Source organism: Streptomyces montanus, assembly GCF_005786655.1.
Taxonomy (GTDB): domain Bacteria; phylum Actinomycetota; class Actinomycetes; order Streptomycetales; family Streptomycetaceae; genus Streptomyces; species Streptomyces sporangiiformans.
Window position 1 is genome coordinate 151,704 of sequence record NZ_VBZC01000001.1, and the last position, 16,518, is coordinate 168,221.

General features: G+C 70.3%; 16 protein-coding genes. 12 read left to right on the top strand and 4 right to left on the bottom strand.

Going from position 1 to position 16,518, the window contains the following annotated elements; all coding sequences use genetic code 11:
• Window positions 1-108 precede the first annotated feature (108 nt).
• The 7 genes from FE633_RS00685 to FE633_RS00715 are packed head-to-tail and all read left to right on the top strand — an operon-like array spanning window position 109 to window position 6,056.
• Window positions 109-1,134 (top strand): NAD(P)/FAD-dependent oxidoreductase, encoded by a 1,026-nt coding sequence (locus FE633_RS00685; RefSeq protein ID WP_138043006.1) that lies wholly within the window; start codon window positions 109-111, stop codon window positions 1,132-1,134.
• Between the two features lies 1 nt (window position 1,135).
• On the top strand, window positions 1,136-1,456 hold the full coding sequence (gene fdxA / locus FE633_RS00690) for a ferredoxin (RefSeq protein WP_138043007.1): 321 nt from the start codon (window positions 1,136-1,138) through the stop codon (window positions 1,454-1,456).
• A complete protein-coding gene (gene mhpD / locus FE633_RS00695; RefSeq protein ID WP_138043008.1) occupies window positions 1,453-2,259 on the top strand; it encodes a 2-keto-4-pentenoate hydratase in 807 nt (268 codons plus the stop codon). Before fdxA ends, mhpD begins: the two co-directional genes overlap by 4 nt.
• The gene (locus tag FE633_RS00700) at window positions 2,256-3,203 is read left to right on the top strand and encodes an acetaldehyde dehydrogenase (acetylating) (RefSeq protein ID WP_138043009.1); all 948 of its coding nucleotides are present in this window, start codon (window positions 2,256-2,258) and stop codon (window positions 3,201-3,203) included. Before mhpD ends, FE633_RS00700 begins: the two co-directional genes overlap by 4 nt.
• Window positions 3,200-4,213 (top strand): 4-hydroxy-2-oxovalerate aldolase, encoded by a 1,014-nt coding sequence (gene dmpG / locus FE633_RS00705; RefSeq protein WP_138043010.1) that lies wholly within the window; start codon window positions 3,200-3,202, stop codon window positions 4,211-4,213. The genes FE633_RS00700 and dmpG overlap by 4 nt, the downstream gene beginning before the upstream one ends.
• Window positions 4,210-5,268, top strand: a complete 1,059-nt coding sequence (locus tag FE633_RS00710) for an LLM class flavin-dependent oxidoreductase (protein WP_138043011.1) — start codon at window positions 4,210-4,212, stop codon at window positions 5,266-5,268. The genes dmpG and FE633_RS00710 overlap by 4 nt, the downstream gene beginning before the upstream one ends.
• Complete coding sequence (locus FE633_RS00715) at window positions 5,268-6,056, top strand: alpha/beta fold hydrolase (RefSeq protein WP_138043012.1); 789 nt, start codon at window positions 5,268-5,270, stop codon at window positions 6,054-6,056. The genes FE633_RS00710 and FE633_RS00715 overlap by 1 nt, the downstream gene beginning before the upstream one ends.
• Before the next feature lie 5 nt (window positions 6,057-6,061).
• Here the strand turns inward: FE633_RS00715 and FE633_RS00720 are convergent, their stop codons facing one another.
• Together FE633_RS00720 and FE633_RS00725 are read right to left on the bottom strand one after the other, a co-directional pair.
• A complete protein-coding gene (locus FE633_RS00720) occupies window positions 6,062-7,633 on the bottom strand; it encodes an AbgT family transporter (protein ID WP_138043013.1) in 1,572 nt (523 codons plus the stop codon).
• Complete coding sequence (locus FE633_RS00725) at window positions 7,633-8,925, bottom strand: metal-dependent hydrolase family protein (protein WP_138043014.1); 1,293 nt, start codon at window positions 8,923-8,925, stop codon at window positions 7,633-7,635. The genes FE633_RS00720 and FE633_RS00725 overlap by 1 nt, the downstream gene beginning before the upstream one ends.
• Window positions 8,926-9,064: 139 nt before the next feature.
• Here FE633_RS00725 and FE633_RS00730 point away from each other — a divergent pair, with 139 nt between their 5' ends.
• Entirely contained in the window at window positions 9,065-10,204 is a 1,140-nt protein-coding gene (locus tag FE633_RS00730; protein ID WP_246113341.1) for an Lrp/AsnC family transcriptional regulator, read from the top strand.
• On the opposite strand, the gene FE633_RS00735 is transcribed toward FE633_RS00730, so the two are convergent.
• Window positions 10,166-10,711, bottom strand: a complete 546-nt coding sequence (locus FE633_RS00735) for a GNAT family N-acetyltransferase (protein ID WP_138043016.1) — start codon at window positions 10,709-10,711, stop codon at window positions 10,166-10,168. The two genes, FE633_RS00730 and FE633_RS00735, sit on opposite strands and share 39 nt — an antisense overlap.
• Before the next feature lie 33 nt (window positions 10,712-10,744).
• On the bottom strand, window positions 10,745-11,281 hold the full coding sequence (locus tag FE633_RS00740) for an NUDIX hydrolase family protein (RefSeq protein ID WP_138043017.1): 537 nt from the start codon (window positions 11,279-11,281) through the stop codon (window positions 10,745-10,747).
• 155 nt (window positions 11,282-11,436) lie between these two features.
• On the opposite strand from FE633_RS00740, the gene FE633_RS00745 reads away from it, so the two are divergent.
• The 4 genes from FE633_RS00745 to FE633_RS00760 all read left to right on the top strand — a co-directional run bounded on the left by FE633_RS00745 (window position 11,437) and on the right by FE633_RS00760 (window position 16,480).
• Window positions 11,437-12,702 carry a cytochrome P450 gene (locus FE633_RS00745; protein WP_246113342.1) on the top strand — a complete coding sequence of 422 codons (1,266 nt, stop codon included), beginning with the start codon at window positions 11,437-11,439 and terminating at the stop codon, window positions 12,700-12,702.
• A 2-nt stretch (window positions 12,703-12,704) separates the two neighbouring features.
• Window positions 12,705-13,370, top strand: a complete 666-nt coding sequence (locus tag FE633_RS00750) for a TetR/AcrR family transcriptional regulator (protein WP_138043019.1) — start codon at window positions 12,705-12,707, stop codon at window positions 13,368-13,370.
• Between the two features lie 296 nt (window positions 13,371-13,666).
• Window positions 13,667-15,739: a pectinesterase family protein gene (locus tag FE633_RS00755; RefSeq protein ID WP_138043020.1), complete on the top strand. Its 2,073-nt coding sequence runs from the start codon at window positions 13,667-13,669 to the stop codon at window positions 15,737-15,739.
• Window positions 15,740-15,805: 66 nt separating this feature from the next.
• Window positions 15,806-16,480, top strand: coding sequence for a helix-turn-helix domain-containing protein (locus tag FE633_RS00760; protein WP_138043021.1), 675 nt, complete (start codon window positions 15,806-15,808; stop codon window positions 16,478-16,480).
• The last annotated feature ends 38 nt before the right edge of the window (window positions 16,481-16,518 follow it).

Genomic DNA, 16,518 nt, shown 5'->3' on the forward strand with positions numbered 1-16,518 from the left:
TGGGATGCAGACGTTCCCAGCACCATGCGCGGTCGCATAAGCGTGGCGTCCTGCTCAACGGAACGAACCCATTTGTCGGGACCCGGGCCGTCCCTACGCTCCCAGCCCATGAGTGTTCTTTCCGACGTGCCGACGAGCACGGACGACGACTCGCGCACGATCGAGACGGACATCCTGATCATCGGAGCCGGCCCCGCAGGCCTCTACGGCGCCTACTACGCCGGCTTCCGGGGACTGAGCGTCGCCGTCATGGACGTCCTGCCCCAACAGGGCGGTCAGATCAGCGCGATGTACCCCGAGAAACCCATCTTCGACATCGCCGGATTCCCCGCCGTGCGCGGCCGCGATCTGGTCGCGAACCTGGTCGCCCAGGCTGAGCCGTACGACCCCCGTTATCTCCTCGGCCACCGGGCGGCCGAACTCTCCCACGATCCCGACGGCCGTCCCGTCGTCCGCAGCGACCAGGGGGCCGTGGTCCGGGCCGGAGCGGTCGTGATCACCGGCGGGGTGGGGACGTTCACGCCCCGGCCGCTCCCGGCGGGCGAGGACTACCTCGGCCGCGGGCAGGTGTACTTCGTACCGGACCCCGCCGACCACACCGACCACGACGTCGTGGTCGTCGGCGGCGGCGACAGTGCCTTCGACTGGGCCTCGCTGCTCGCCCCCATCGCCCGCTCCGTCCGGCTCGTCCACCGCACCGACCGGTTCCGGGCCCACCGCAGCACCGTGGAGAAGGTCCGCGCCCTCGGCATCGAGATCATCACCGACTCCGAGGTGAGCGCATTGCACGGCGCCGGGCACCTCGAGCAGATCGAGATCCGGCACCGCACCACGAAGGAGACCAGGCTGCTCCCGGCGCGCACCGTCGTCGCCGCACTCGGTTTCATCGCCAACCTCGGGCCCCTCCAGCACTGGGGCCTGGCACTCGAAGCACGGCGGATCGCCGTGGACACCCGGATGGCCACCAACCTGCCCCGCGTCTTCGCCGCCGGGGACATCACCGACTACCCGGGCAAGGTGCGCCTGATCTCCGTGGGCTTCGGCGAGGTCGCCACCGCGGTGAACAACGCGGCGACCGTCATCGACCCGGAGGCGGCCCTGTTCCCCGGGCACTCCACCGAGAAGGAGAACTGACATGGCATACGTCATCGGCCCGGCCTGTGTCGACATCATGGACCGTTCCTGCGTCGAGGAATGCCCCGTCGACTGCATCTACGAGGGCGAGCGCAAGCTCTACATCCATCCGACGGAGTGCATCGACTGCGGCGCCTGCGAGACGGCGTGCCCCGAACAGGCGATCGCCGTCGACCGCCTGGCCGACCCCGACTTCCGTGCGGACAACCGCCGCTTCTTCGAGGAGCCCCTGCCCGGTCGTGAGGCGCCTCTCGGCGCCCCGGGCGGAGCGACCGGTCTCGGTCCCGTGGGCGCCGACACCCCGCTGGTGAGCGCCCGATGACGGCGGCGGAGGTGGCCAAGACCGCCGAGGTGCTGAGGGAGGCCGCGCGCACGAACTCCCCGTGCCCGCCCGTGCGTTCTCATCTCGGCGACGGCGACATCCAGGCCGCGTACGCGGTGCAGCGGACGAACGTCGAGCGGGGCGTGGCCGCCGGCCGGCGGATCGTCGGCCGCAAGATCGGCCTGACCTCGCCCGCGGTACAGGACCAACTCGGCGTAAACCAGCCGGACTTCGGGACGCTCTTCGCCGACATGGCGGTCCCCGAGGGCGGCCTGGTCGAGGCCGGGCGGCTCATTCAGCCCAAGGTGGAAGCGGAGGTCGCGCTCGTCCTCGGCGCCGAACTGCCGCACCGTGACTGCACGGTGGCCGACGTGCTGCGCGCGACCGACTTCGCGCTGCCCGCACTGGAGATCGTGGACAGCCGCATCGCCGACTGGGACATCGGCATCGTCGACACCGTCGCCGACAACGCCTCCAGCGGACTGTTCGTCCTCGGCGGCACCCCCGTACCGCTGACCGGCCTGGACCTGCGCGGTGTACGGATGACGATGACCCGCGACGGCGAGGTGGTCTCCGAAGGAACCGGCGCCGACTGCCTGGGCAGCCCGCTCAACGCCGCCGCCTGGCTGGCCTCGACGCTGGCGGGGATGGGCGATCCGCTACGCGCGGGGGATGTCGTCCTGACCGGGGCGCTCGGGCCGATGGCGGTCGCCGGCCCCGGCGATCGGTTCGAGGCACGCATCAGCCAACTGGGGTGCATCACAGTCGAGTTCGCGACGGACACGGAGGGAGACAGGCCGTGAAGGACACCACCCGCACCAAGGTCGCCGTCATCGGCTCCGGGAACATCGGCACCGATCTGATGATCAAGGTGCTGCGACTGTCCGAGAGCCTGGAGATGGCGGCGATGGCGGGCATCGACCCGGACTCCGACGGACTGGCACGCGCCGGCCGCCTGAAGGTCGCCACCACACACGAGGGAGTGGACGGCCTGGTCGCCCTTGACGAGTTCGACGACGTGCGGATCGTCTTCGACGCGACGTCGGCGGGCGCCCACCGCCGCCACGACGAGGTGCTGCGCGACCTGGGGCGGACGGTGGTCGACCTCACCCCGGCGGCCATCGGCCCCTATGTCGTGCCGCCGGTCAACCTCGACGCCCATCTCGACAGCCCGAACCTCAACATGGTGACCTGCGGCGGCCAGGCGACGATCCCGGTCGTGGCCGCCGTGTCCGCGGCGACTCCCGTCCACTACGGGGAGATCGTCGCCTCCATCGCCTCCCGCTCGGCAGGCCCCGGCACCCGGGCCAACATCGACGAGTTCACCGAGACCACCGCCGCCGCGATCGAGAAGGTCGGCGGCGCGCGGCGGGGCAAGGCGATCATCGTCCTCAACCCGGCCGAACCACCGCTGATCATGCGGGACACCGTGCACTGCCTGGTCTCCGAGTGCGACGAGGAGGCGGTCACCGCCTCGATCGAAGCCATGGTCGGCCGCGTCCAGGCCTACGTACCCGGCTATCGCCTCAAGCAGAAGGTGCAGTTCGACCGGATCGACGCGGAGGATCCACTGCGCGCGCTCGTGCCGGCCGGCTTCGCGCCTGTGAAGGTGTCGGTGTTCCTGGAGGTCGAGGGCGCCGCCCACTACCTGCCGGGCTACGCCGGGAACCTCGACATCATGACCTCGGCCGCACTGCGCACCGCGGAACGCCTGGCCGCCCACCACGCGACGGAGGCAGCCAAGTGACCGCTTTGTACGTTCAGGACGTGACGCTGCGCGACGGCATGCACGCCGTCCGGCACCGCTACACCGTCGAGCAGGCCCGCACCATCGCCGCCGCCCTGGACGCGGCAGGTGTTCGCGCCATCGAGATCGCGCACGGCGACGGCCTGTCCGGCTCCAGCATCACCTACGGCGTCGGCGCCCACACCGACTGGGAGTGGATCGAGGCGGTCGCCGACGCCGTCCGGCACGCGATCCCCACCACCCTGCTGCTGCCCGGCATCGGCACCGTGCACGACCTCAAGCAGGCCCATGCGCTGGGCATCCGCTCGGTGCGCATCGCCACCCACTGCACCGAGGCCGACATCTCCGCCCAGCACATCGCCGCGGCCCGCGAGCTGGGCATGGACGTGGCCGGTTTCCTGATGATGTCGCACATGGCGGAGCCGGCCGAACTGGCCCGCCAGGCCCAGCTGATGGAGTCGTACGGCGCCCACTGCGTATACGTCACCGACTCCGGCGGCCGCCTCACCATGGACGGCGTCCGCGACCGCTTCCGCGCCTACCGCGACGTGCTGTCGCCCGACACCGAACTGGGCATCCACGCCCACCACAACCTCGGCCTCGGCGTGGCCAACAGTGTGGTCGCCGTGGAGAACGGCGTCACCCGCGTCGACGCCTCGCTGGCCGGTCAGGGCGCGGGCGCCGGCAACTGCCCTCTGGAGGCGTTCGTCGCCGTCGCCGACCTGATGGGCTGGGCGCACGGCTGCGACCTGTTCCCGCTGATGGACGCCGCCGACGACCTCGTACGGCCCCTCCAGGACCGCCCGGTGCGCGTCGACCGCGAGACCCTCAGCCTCGGCTACGCGGGCGTGTACTCCAGCTTCCTGCGTCACGCCGAGGCGGCCGCCCGGCGCTACGGCCTGGACACCCGGGCCATCCTCGTCGAGGTCGGCCGGCGCGGCATGGTCGGCGGACAGGAGGACCTGATCACCGACGTCGCCCTGGATCTGGTGGGGGAGGCGCGGGCATGAGCGCACCGGGGACCCCGCTGCGGGTCGGTGTCCGCGTGCCGCCCTGCGACCGGGCGGACCGCGTGGTCGAGACCGTACGACGAGCGGAGCGACTCGGCTTCGACGACGTGTGGTTCCCCGACTCCCAGTTGCTGTGGCGGGACGTGTTCACCACACTGACCGCCGCCGCTCTGGGGACCGAGCGGATCGGCCTCGGCACCGCGGTCACCAACCTCGCGACCCGGCACCCGGCCGTCGTCGCCTCGGCCGCACGCAGTGTCGCCGAGCTCGCCCCCGGACGTTTCACCCTCGGCCTCGGCGTGGGCAACAGCTCCGTCGGCCCCGTCGGGCTGCGCCAGACCACCTCGGCGGCGATGCGTGAGGGAATCGGCCTGGTGCGCGCACTGCTCGGCGGCGAGGAGTGGGACTTCGCGGGGAAGGTCCGCTCGCGGCTGCGTGACCCTCAGCCCGGACTGCCTGTACACCTGGCCGCGAGCGGGCCGAAGAACCTGCGGCTCGCGGGTGAGATCGCGGACGGGGTGATCCTCCTGAGCGGTGTCTCACCGAGGACCCTGGCGGGAGCGACCGCGCGCGTACGCGAAGGCGCCGAGGCGGCGGGCCGGAACGCCGACCACATCCCCCTCACCGTCTCCGCGTTCTGCGCGGTGACCGACGACATCGAGGCCGAGGCCCGGCTGGTCAAACCCATCTGCGCCTCCGTCGCGCAGAACGGCGGGGCACCCTTCCTCGCCCTCGCGGGGATCGATGTCCAGGTGCCCGCGACGGTCGACGGGGTCTACCCCGACCTCGTACACGCCGAGGACTGGGACCGGGCCGTCGAGATCTGCTCGGCCTGGATCAGCGACGAGGACGCCCTCCGATTCGCCCAGGAATTCTGTCTGTTCGGCACCGCGGAACAGATCGCCGAACGGCTCCGCGCGCTGCACACGAGTGGAGTCACCGGTGTGTTCCTCCAGCACGTGGGCTCCTACGACCCTCCCACCGATCTGATCGAGGCCGTCGGCTCCTCCGTGCTGCCGGCGCTGTCCCCGACCCGAGCGAAGGCGAACGACTGATGACCTTGCGAAAGGGCTATGTGCCCAGCGGCTTCGGCCAGTTGCACTACGTCGAATGCGGCGCGGGCGAACCCGTCCTGATGCTCCATCAGACCCCGCGCTCGTGGACCGAGTACCTCGACGTGCTGCCGCTGGTCGGTGCCGCGCACCGGGCGATCGCCATGGACACCTTGGGCTTCGGAGCCTCCGCCAAGCCCGACGCACCTCACTCGATCGAGCGTTTCGCCGACGCCGCTCAGGCACTGGTCGACGCACTCGGACTGGAGCGCTTCCACCTCGTCGGACACCACACGGGCGGCGTGATCGCCGTGGAACTCGCCGCGCGCCTCCAGGGCCGGGTCGCGAGCCTCCTGCTCTCCGCCACGCCCTTCGTCGACGAGGAGAAGCGCCGCACGGCGGGCGAGCGCAAGCCCGTCGACCACGTCGACCCGAAGCCGGACGGCTCGCACCTCCTTGAGCTGTGGAACCGGCGCCGCGGGTTCTACATGGACGGGGAGGAGGCCGCGCTCACCCGGTTCATGGTCGACGCGCTCTCCGTGCTGGACCGGGTGGAGGAGGGCCATGTGGCCGTACGGCGGTACGCGATGGACCAACGGCTGCCGTACGTCACCGCCCGCACCCTCGCCGTCTGCGCCCCCGGGGACCACTACTCCCTGCCGGCGCTGGAGAAGTTCGCCGACGCCCTCGGCTGCGAGACCCGTGTCCTTTCCGGCGGCCACGTCCCACTCCCCGAGCAACTGCCCGGGGAGTTCGCCAAGGTCGTACTGGCATGGGCGGCGTCCGCGTAGCGCGGTCACTTGAGGCCGATGTGCGCACCCGGCCCGAGCGGCAGATCGAACCCGTAGAAGATCCCCAGGATCGCGAGCCACACCACGAGGAAGGGCACGGTGAAGATCGACAGCCGGGAGATGAGCGTGCCCAGACGTGCCTCCGGTTCGTACTGGCGCAGCATCGCCAGGAGCAGGAAGACATACGGGTTCATCGGCGTGATGATGCCGGTGGCGGAGTCGCCGATGCGGAAGGCGGCCTGACTGAGGGCAGGGCTCATGCCCAGGAGCATGAACGCCGGGACGAACACGGGACCGACCAGCGACCACAGGGCGGACCCGGAGACGATGAACAGGTTGAGGCAGGACGCCAGGAGGACGAAGGCGATGAGCGCCCAGAACCCGGTCAGGCCGATGGAGTCGAGCCCCGCCGCGGCCTTCACGGCGAGCAGGATTCCCACGTTGGACCAGTTGAACAGGGCGATGACCTGGGCGGCGACGAACATCAGGACGATGTAGCCCGACATGTTCTTCACCGAGTCGGTCATCGCCGTGACCACGCCCTCCGAGCCGGCCAGCGCCTTGACCGTGAAGCCGTAGGTGAGCCCCGCCAGCAGGAACGCGCCGAACAGCACCGGGACGACGCCGGTGAGCAGGGGCGAGGGCACGAGGGCTCCGCCCTCGCCGCGCAGCGGTGCGCCTTCGGGCAGCCACAGGGACAGGACCGCCCCCGCGTACAGGACGACGACCAGGGCGGTGAACAGCAGCCCCCGGCGCTGAACCGGCGTCAGGGTGAAGTCCGGCTCGTCCGGCTCGTCCGCGGTGGGCTCGTACGGGGCCAGGCGCGGTTCGAGGACGCGGCTGATGAGGAAGCCGCCCAGCAGGCCCAGCACGAGGCTGCTGGAGGCGGTGAAGAAGTAGTTGATGAGCAGGTTCAGGTCGAGGCCCTCGGCGGCCGGCAGCACCGAGGCCGCCTGCTGGGTGATGCCGATGTAGAGGGCGTCCAGCGAGCCGATGGTGAACCCGGCCGCGTAACCGGCGCCGACGCACGCGAAACCACCGATCAGGCCGGCCACGGGGTGGCGCCCGGCGCTCTTGAAGACCACGGCCGCCAGCGGCGGGAGCACGATGGCGGCGACGTCGCTGATCATGTGCGCCTGGCAGGCGATCAGCGCCAGCAGGTACGGCAGGACCGCACGCGGGGCGCGGGCCAGCGTGGCCCGCATGACGGTCTCCAGGAGTCCGGCCTTCTCCGCGACGCCTACGGCCATGATCATGAGCAGAACGGCGGCGATGGGCGGGAACGTGGCGAAGTTGGTGATGAGATTCTCCGTCAGCCAGCGCACCCCCTCGCCGGTGAACAGCCCGGTGATGGCCTTCGTCTCGTCGGTGCCGGGGACGGCGACGGACACGTCCGCCAGCGCGAGCGCGGTGGATATGACGGCCAGCAGCACGAAGAGGCCGGTGAACAGCAGAATCGGGTTGGGCAGGGCGTTGCCCGCTCGCTCGATGAGGGACAGCGCGCGGTCGAGGCGGGTCGGCCGCCGCGTGTCCGGGGATTCGCTGTCCGGGGCCGGGAGGTTGGTCAATGAGGACATCAGGGCTGCCTTCCGCTCGGAGCCGCTGGGAGAAGGAGGTCCTTGCGGACGACGCCGCCCTGGACGACGCACACGATGCGGGCGGGATCACCGAGGACACCGATGTCCTGGAGCGGATCGCCGTCGCAGATGACCAGGTCGGCCGTGCGTCCGGGGGCGAGAGTGCCCAACCGGTCGGCGACGCCGAGGAGTTCGGCGGAGGTGCGGGTGCCGGCGACGATGGCGGCCATGGGGTCCATGCCCAGGTCCACCAGATAGCTGAGCTCCATCAGGTTCACGCCGTGCGGACCGACGGCGGCGTCGGTGCCGAGCGCGATCCGGGCGCCGTACTCGATGGCCCGGGCGATGTTCTCCTTGGTGGTGCCGGACCAGCGGACCTTCTTCTGGTAGTGGTAGTCCGGCATCGTGTCCTTGTTGATGCCCGCGTACACGGTGGACAGCGTCGGTACGACGAAGACACCGCGCTCACCGGCCAGGTCCAGCGCTCGCTCGTCCAGTCCGTAACCGTGCTCGATGCTGGTCACACCGCCGCGGAGCGCGTTGAGGATGCCCGCGTTGCCCTGGGCGTGGGCGGCGACCGGCCTGCCGCCGTGGCGCCGGGCCTCGTCCACGACGGCCCGGATCTCCTCCTCCAACAGGCCCTCGTCGTCGGGGTCGTCATAGGGGCTGCCCATGCCGCCCGTGGCGCAGACCTTGACCAGGTCGGCGCCGTCGCGCAGCACCCGGCGCACGGCGAGCCGGGCCGCGTCGGTGCTGTCGGCGATCTCGGACATCCCGGCGCTCAGATCGGTGCCGTCACGCAGGCGTACGTCGGCGTGGCCGCCGGTGTGGCTGATGATCCGTACGGCCGTGTGCAGCCGCGGGCCCACGACCCGTCCGGTTTCGACGGCCGTACGGAAGCCCGCCGACAGGCCGCCCAGGTCGCGGGCGCTGGTGATGCCGGCGTCGAGGGTCTGCCGCAGCCGCGTGACCGTGTCCAGGGTGACCAGGACCGGGTCGAGCTCCGCGCGGCGGCCGGGCGGCGAGCCCTGCGCGTAGGCGAGGTGGACGTGGCAGTCGAAGAAGCCCGGCAGTACGGTGCGGCCGCCGGCGTCGACGGCGCGGACCGTGGAGGCGTCGTCGGCGGCCGGGGGAGCCGTCGCGGCGGCTCCGGCGTAGGTGATGGTCCCCTGGGCATCGATGGTGACGACGGCGTCGTCCACGGGGGACGAGCCGGTGCCGTCGATGAGCCGGGCGTTGTGGACCCGCAGGGCGGTCCGGGCGTCCCCCGGTGCTGTGGTGGCTTGCGTCATAGGGCGCGGTCACTCCTCCGTGGTCGGGAATTCCGTTGTCGGGAACAGGCGAAGGGAGTGTGGAATGCGGAAGAAAACCTGGTGTTGCGATGCAGGCTTCACGCCGGATTCCCCGGACGTGCGCAGAGAAGCGCCGTCCATGGGTGTGCAGGATTGTGCCGCCGAGCAAGCCGCCGCGGCCACCGCCGCAACCAACGCCGCAGCCGCGGCCGCGGACACCGACGTGGAGCTCGACGAACTCGACCGCGCTGTCGTCCACGCCCTGCAGATTCACCCCAGGGCCCCGTGGACGCTGGTGGGCGAGGTGCTCGGGGTCAACCCGGTCACCGCCGCACGGCGCTGGCACCGGTTGGAGGAGGCGGGCCTGGCGTGGGTGACCGCCTATCCGCGGCTGTCCAACTCCCGGATCGTGGTGACCGGTGTGATCGAGGTGGACACCGAGCCGGGTGTGGCCGAGGACGTGGCGCGGAGTCTCGCGGCGGACCCCGCGGTGGCGAACCTCAAGCTCACGGCGGGCGGCCGGGATCTGGTGGCCTCCGTCCAGGCCCGGAGCCTGGATGAGCTGGCCCGCGTCCCCACGCTGCTGTTCCAGCGGACACCAGGGGTACGGGCGACGCGCACCCATGTGTCGACCGGCGTCTCCACCGAGGGCAGCCGATGGCGGCTGCGCAGCCTGGACGACGCCCAGAGCGCGCGCATCCAGGCGGCTGTTCCCCCGACCGGTCGGCCCGTGCCCGCGGCCGAGGCGCGCTGGGACGCCCTCGACGCGCGCCTGCTGGAACTGCTGAGCGTGGACGGACGCATGTCGCTGCGCGACCTGGCGGTGGCGACCGACACGAGCCTCACCACGGTGCGCCGCAGAGTGCAGTCACTGATTGCCTCACGCCTGAGCCTGCGCTGCGATCTGGCCCGGCCACTGTCGGGATGGCCGCTGTCCGCCGTGTACTTCGCATCGGTACCGGGGCAGTACGTGGAGGAGACCAGCAGGGTGCTGGCCGGTGTGCGCGAGGTCCGCTCCTGCGCGATCACGGCCGGCCCGCACAATCTGGTGATCGACGTCTGGCTGCGCGATCTGCGCGATGTGCACGCCTTCGAGGCCCACCTGTCCCGCAAGTTGCCACGCCTCACCGTCGCCGATCGCTCGGTGGTACTGCGCACGATCAAGCACATGGGGCACCTGCTCGACCACGACGGCCGCTGCGTCGGAGTAGTCCCGCTTCGGCACCCGCAAGGACCTCGATCAGCCGCCGCCGGGTCGGTCGTGGGATCGGCCGTGTAGGTTCAGAGAACGCTGCATCAGCAGTGTGTCGACCCACCGCCCGTGCTTGTAGCCGACCTCCGTCAGCCGGCCGACGTCCGTGAAGCCGAAGCGGCGGTGCAGTGCGGCCGAGGCATCGCTGCCGGTGTCCGCGATGACCGCGATCATCTTGCGCATCCCGGCCCGGGCGGCACCCGTGACCACGGGCTCCAGGAGAGCGGCGCCCAGGCCCCGGCCGGTGAAGCCGGGAGCGAGGTAGATCGTGTCCTCCACGGTGTGACGGTAGGCCGGCTTGGGCCGCCAAGGCCCGGCGTAGGCGAAACCGGCCACTTCGCCGGAGAGTTCGGCGATCACGAAGGGCAGGTCCCGTCCGGCGAGTTCGTCCAGCCGTCGCTGCCAGGCGGCGACGGTCCACGGCGTCTCCTCGAACGTGGTCACCGTATGCCGCACATAGTGGGCGTAGATGTCGGCCACGGCCTTGAGGTCCCCGGAGGCCGCCGGGCGGATGATCGACGCGGAACCTGTCACGATCGGCTCAATTCCCTTCCACGGAGGCCTCGTTCAGGAGAGGCAACCGACGTATGCGAGAGCCTGCTTGAGGAGGACTCCCTGCCCGCCGGGCATCTCGTTCTGGACCAGAGGCGATGAGGCCTCCTGAGGGCTGAACCAGACCAGGTCCAGGGCGTCCTGCCGGGGGCGGCAGTCGCCGGCCACCGGGACGATGTAGGCGAGGGACACCGCGTGCTGGCGGGGATCGTGGAACGGCGTGACCCCCTGCGTCGGGAAGTACTCGGCGACGGTGAAGGGCTGCAAGGAGGCCGGGACCCGGGGCAGCGCCACCGGGCCGAGGTCCTTCTCCAGATTGCGCAGGAGGGCGTCCCGGACCCGTTCATGGTGCAGTACGCGCCCGGAGACGAGGGCGCGGCTGACCGTGCCGTCCGCCCCGATGCGCAGGAGCAGCCCGATGCTGGTGACTTCGCCGCTGTCGTCGACTCGTACGGGAACGGCTTCGACGTACAGGATCGGCATGCGGGCGCGCGACAGTTCGAGCTCGTCGGAAGTCAGCCAGCCGGGCGTGGTCTCGGTCGTGTCAGACATTGGCTGATCATACTTTCCGAGCCTCCTGATGCGCGTACCGCTGCATGTCAACCGGCGGGGGCTGACTCCGGACATTCTAAAGCAGTCGCTTGACTGAGGTTGTGGGGATGGGCTTGCCTGATCTTGCGGGGGCTGCCGGATCGGAGGAGGTCGTGATGAGCCGGAGCGACAGCGAGCAGGGTGACGGCAAGCAGGGCGGTGGCGAGGAGGGGGCCTGCGAGCAGGTGCTGAGCTACCCGTTGTCCAGCCGTACGGCGCTGGGGCCGCCGGAGGAGTGGCGGCAACTGCGACAGCAGTGCCCCGTGGCGCGGGTGACGCTGCCCAGTGGCGACGAGGCGTCGCTGCTGACGCGCTTCGAGGACGTCAAGCAGGTGCTGTCGGACCCGCGGTTCGGCCGGCTGCTGGACGCCGACGACGCGGCCCGGATCTCGGACACGGAGTCGGGCGGTGTGTTCAACGACGACATGGCGGCGGCCATCCCCCAGACCGGTGAGGCGCATCAGCGGTGGCGGCGGATGCTGACCAAGTGGTTCACGGCCAAGCGCATGGCCGCGCTGCGGCCGGGCATCGAGGCGATGGCCGAGCGGCTCATCGACGACATGGTCAAGCGCGGTCATCCCGCGGATCTGAAGGCCGGCCTGGGCTTCCCGCTGCCGGTGTGGGTGATCTGCGATCTGCTCGGGGTCCCCGACGCGGACCGGGACCGGTTCGCCCACTGGTCGGACACCATGCTCAATCTGACCCGGTATCAGCAGGAGGAAGTGGACGCGGCGCAGGCCGAGTTCGTCGAGTACATGGCCGCCCACATCGCTGCCAAACGGGCGAAGCCGGGTGACGACCTGCTCAGTGAGCTCACCACGGGCACCGGCCCCGGGGGCTACCGGATGTCCGACAGGGAACTGGTGGCCACCGGTCAGGGCCTGCTGATCGCCGGGCACGAGACCACGGCGAACATGATCGGGAAGATGGTGGCCATGCTGCTGGCCGACCGACGGCTCTGGGAGAGGTTGCTGGCGGACCGGTCGTTGGTGCGTTCCACGGTGGAGGAGGCACTGCGGCTCGACGCCAACCCGGGGCTGGGCATGCCGCGGTACATCGCCGAGGAGGTCGAGGTGGCCGGCACCGTGCTGCCCCGCGGCACCACCGTGATGTGCAGCATGGCCGCGGCCAACCGTGACGAGACGGCCTTCGACGCGGCCGAGGAGATGATGCTCGACCGCGCCCCGAACCCCCATCTGGCGTTCGGCGTCGGGCCCCACTCCTGTCTGGGCCAGGCACTGGCCCGCACCGAGCTGCGGGCCGTGCTCGAGGTACTGCTGCGCCGACTCCCCTCCCTGGAGCTCGCCGTGCCGCCGGAGGACCTGCGCCGCGTCGAGGGCCTTGTCATCGGCGGACTGAGCGAAGTCCCGGTGAGGTGGTGACGATGCCGGCCGGCACCGCACGGGCCGCGCAGGTCAGCGCGACGCGAGAACTGATTCTGACGACGGCGGAGCGGCTGTTCGCCGAGCGCGGTGTGTACGCGGTGTCGAACCGTCAGGTCAGCGAGGCCGCGGGACAGGGCAACAACGCCGCGGTCGGCTACCACTTCGGCACCAAGGCCGACCTGGTGCTCGCCATCGCCCGCAGGCACGCCGAACAGGTCGAGCAGGCGCGCGTACGGATGCTGGCCGAGATCGGCGACTCCACCGAACTGCGGGACTGGGTGGCCTGTCTGGTACGCCCGCTCACCGAGCATCTGGCGGACCTGGGCAGCCCGAGCTGGTACGCGCGGTTCAGCGCCCAGGTGATGACCGACCCCGCGCTCCGTCAGATCATGGTCGAGGAGTCCCTCACCTCACCGACGCTGCGGCGGATCCTGGAACGACTGCACCGGTGCCTGTCCGAGCTGCCGGTCGAGGTGCACGCCGAGCGCTCCGACATGGCGCGGCAGCTGATCCTGCACCTGTGCGCCGAGCGTGAACGTGCTCTCGCCGAGAGCACCCCCACGGCCCGCTCCTGCTGGCACGACGCCGCCACCGGGCTGATCGACGCGATCGTCGGCCTGTGGCTCGCGCCCGTCACGAGCCGCCCGACCGGCGGGGAGGAGTGACCCGCCGAGAAGCAGCGGGCGAGGCACCGGGACCGATGGCTTGAACCGGGCGCTCCCCGAGTGAACCGGTTACGCACGGCCGCCGTCTCCGATGAGACCGACCAAGGCCCTCGCCCGTCGCGGAGTGCTCTGAGATCTCCGACAGCCCGGCGACGGCACCTGAAGCGTCGAAACTTTCGGGGTCGACATCCTCGGCAACCCTTTCGCCCAGGAGCGGCAACTGCCTGGAGCAATGAACCGAAGAAGTGTCGGACGCACAAGTCGGACCAACAGTTCTCCCCAGGGCGGTTGAGGTAATGGATACATCCCAGCAGAAGGCGCGCCACCGCAGGCGCAGGCTCGGCCTGTCGGTCGGGATCCCGGTGGCGATGGCCGCCGCGGCCGGACTGTCGTACGGCCCGGATCTCGGTCTCTTCGGCGAGGACGCTCAGCGGACGGCCTCGGCGGCGGCCGCCCCGGCCTGGGCGGACGACACGGCCGACGGCTTCGCTTCGGTCAACGCGCTGGGCCAGAACGGCACTTACGGCGGTCGGGGCGGCAAGACCGTCACCGTGAAGACGCTCGCCGACCTCGAGAAGTACGCGACGGCGGCGGAGCCGTACGTCATCGTCGTGGCCGGGGCGATCAACATGGACCCCAAGGGCAAGGAGATCAAGGTCGCCTCGGACAAGACGATCGTCGGCTCCGGAACCTCGGGCCAGATCGTCGGGGGCGGCTTCTTCCTCGGCCAGGGCGTGCACAACGTGATCATCCGGAACCTGACGATCCGGGACTCGTACATGGGGACCTGGAACGACAAGGACCACGACTTCGACGCCATCCAGATGGACGGCGCGCACCACGTGTGGATCGACCACAACGACCTGCGGCACATGGCCGACGGCCTGATCGACAGCCGCAAGGACACCACCTACGTGACGGTGTCCTGGAACAAGCTCAGCAACAACAACAAGACCTTCGGTATCGGCTGGACCGAGAACACCACCGCCGACCTGACGATCCACCACAACTGGTTCCGCGAGACCGAGCAGCGCAACCCCTCCGCCGACAACCTCGCCCACGCGCACCTCTACAACAACTGGCTGCAGGACGAGTCGGGTACCGACATCACCACGTCGTACGGCAACTACGCGCGCGGCAAGACGAAGATGGTCCTGGAGAACAGCTACTTCCAGGGGCTGAAGAACCCGGTCACCAAGGACAGCACCGCCGCCCTCGTGCAGCGCGGCAACGTGTTCTCCGGCACCAGCGGGCGCAACGAGAGCGGCGGCACGGCCTTCGACCCGAAGAGCTTCTACAGCTACACGCTCGACAAGGCCGCCGACCTCCCGGCGCTCCTCAAGTCCGGTGCCGGGCCCCGGACTTCGATCGGTACGACGGCGGGTACGGGTACCCCGAGCACCAAGGCGGCGGCCACGCTCACCGTCGCCAAGGACGGCAGCGGCCAGTACAAGACCGTGCAAGCCGCGGTCAACGCCGTACCGGCGAACAACCCCTCACGGGTCGTCATCTCCATCAAGCCCGGCACCTACCGTGAGACGGTCAAGGTCCCGTCCAACAAGCCGCATGTGACCTTCCAGGGCACGGGTGGCAGCCGCAAGGACACCGTGATCGTCTTCAACAACGCCGCCGGCACGCCGAAGCCGGACGGCTCGGGGAACTACGGCACCGGTGGCAGCGCCACCGTCGCCGTCGACGCCGACGACTTCCAGGCCCGCAACCTCACCATCTCCAACGACTTCGACGAGGCGAAGAACCAGAACCTGAACGGACACCAGGCCGTCGCCCTGCGCACCGGCGCGGACAAGGTCTTCCTCGACGGCATCATCATGACCGGGGACCAGGACACGCTGCTGCTGGACACGGCGGCCAGAGACAAGCTCGGCCGGGTCTACATCACCAACTCCTACGTCGTCGGCAACGTCGACTTCATCTTCGGCCGGGCCACCGCGGTGATCAACAAGTCGGTGATCACCCTGAAGAAGCGGTGGGACGGCACCTCGGCCGGATACGTCACGGCGCCCAGCACGGCCCCCGACCGCAAGGGCTTCCTGATCAACAACACCACGTTCAGCGGCGACGTGTCCGCGGGAAGCTTCTTCCTCGGCCGCAACTGGCACGCCGGCGGTGACGCCTCCCTCGACCCGCAGACCACGGTCCGCAATTCCACCCTCAGCAACGCCATCAAGTCCAAGCCCTGGACCGACATGGGCGGCTTCTCCTGGAAGGACGACCGGTTCGCCGAGTACAAGAACACCGGCCCCGGTGCCGGCTCCGCGAGCGGCGACCGGCCTCAGCTGACCGACGCCCAGGCCACCGGCCAGGAGATCGACGACTGGCTGGGCAACTGGACGCCCACGGCCTCCTGAACGGTTCCGCTCCGCTCCGTGCGGCTGTTCAATGGGAGCGAACGCTCTCCGCGAGAGGAGCCGTCCGTGTCCCCTGTGGTCGTGCCGCCCGTCGGTGCGCGCATCCGTCAGGCGCGCACCGTGCGGGGCATGACCCTGCGCGGCCTGGCGCGGGAGATCGGGGTGTCCGCGAGCCTCATATCGCAGATCGAGACGGGGAAGAGCCAGCCGTCGGTCAGCACGCTGTACGCGATCACGACCGCCCTCTCCATACCGGTCGAGTCGCTCTTCGACGCGGCGGACGGGGCAGGCGCGACTGAAGTGACGGGTGTGCCCGACGTGCCGACGGAGGCGAACGCGGGCGCACCGCCCGGCACGGTCCTGCACGCCCTCGCAGCCTTCGCCGCGGACCCCGGCCTCAGGATCGGGCCGCTGGTCGAGGCCGACGACCGCGAGGTGCTGGAGCTCGACTCGGGTGTCGTATGGGAGCGGCTCGGCCGGGTTCCGGGCACGGACGTCGACTTCCTGCTGGTCACGTACCGCCCCGGGGGCTCCTCGTCCAGCACGGGCAAGCTGATGCGGCACCCGGGAACGGAGTACGGCTACCTCACCTCGGGCGAACTGGTGCTCACCCTCGGTTTCGAGGAGTACACGCTACGGCCCGGCGACGCGGTGTCCTTCGAGTCGACGACGCCGCACCGCTATCGCAACGACGGGGACGAACCGGCCATCGGCGTGTGGTTCGTGTTCAGTATGCCTTGACACTCCCCTCGGACGGTCGTTCACTCGAAGGGGAGGTT

Coding starts and splice junctions, on each gene's coding strand:
- FE633_RS00720 (WP_138043013.1), bottom strand. CDS start 7,633: ATGTCCTCATTGACCAACCTCCCGGCCCCGGACAGCGAATCCCCGGAC.
- FE633_RS00755 (WP_138043020.1), top strand. CDS start 13,667: ATGGATACATCCCAGCAGAAGGCGCGCCACCGCAGGCGCAGGCTCGGC.
- FE633_RS00730 (WP_246113341.1), top strand. CDS start 9,065: ATGGGTGTGCAGGATTGTGCCGCCGAGCAAGCCGCCGCGGCCACCGCC.
- mhpD (WP_138043008.1), top strand. CDS start 1,453: ATGACGGCGGCGGAGGTGGCCAAGACCGCCGAGGTGCTGAGGGAGGCC.
- FE633_RS00740 (WP_138043017.1), bottom strand. CDS start 11,281: ATGTCTGACACGACCGAGACCACGCCCGGCTGGCTGACTTCCGACGAG.
- fdxA (WP_138043007.1), top strand. CDS start 1,136: ATGGCATACGTCATCGGCCCGGCCTGTGTCGACATCATGGACCGTTCC.
- FE633_RS00715 (WP_138043012.1), top strand. CDS start 5,268: ATGACCTTGCGAAAGGGCTATGTGCCCAGCGGCTTCGGCCAGTTGCAC.
- FE633_RS00685 (WP_138043006.1), top strand. CDS start 109: ATGAGTGTTCTTTCCGACGTGCCGACGAGCACGGACGACGACTCGCGC.
- FE633_RS00710 (WP_138043011.1), top strand. CDS start 4,210: ATGAGCGCACCGGGGACCCCGCTGCGGGTCGGTGTCCGCGTGCCGCCC.
- FE633_RS00725 (WP_138043014.1), bottom strand. CDS start 8,925: ATGACGCAAGCCACCACAGCACCGGGGGACGCCCGGACCGCCCTGCGG.
- FE633_RS00745 (WP_246113342.1), top strand. CDS start 11,437: ATGAGCCGGAGCGACAGCGAGCAGGGTGACGGCAAGCAGGGCGGTGGC.
- FE633_RS00750 (WP_138043019.1), top strand. CDS start 12,705: ATGCCGGCCGGCACCGCACGGGCCGCGCAGGTCAGCGCGACGCGAGAA.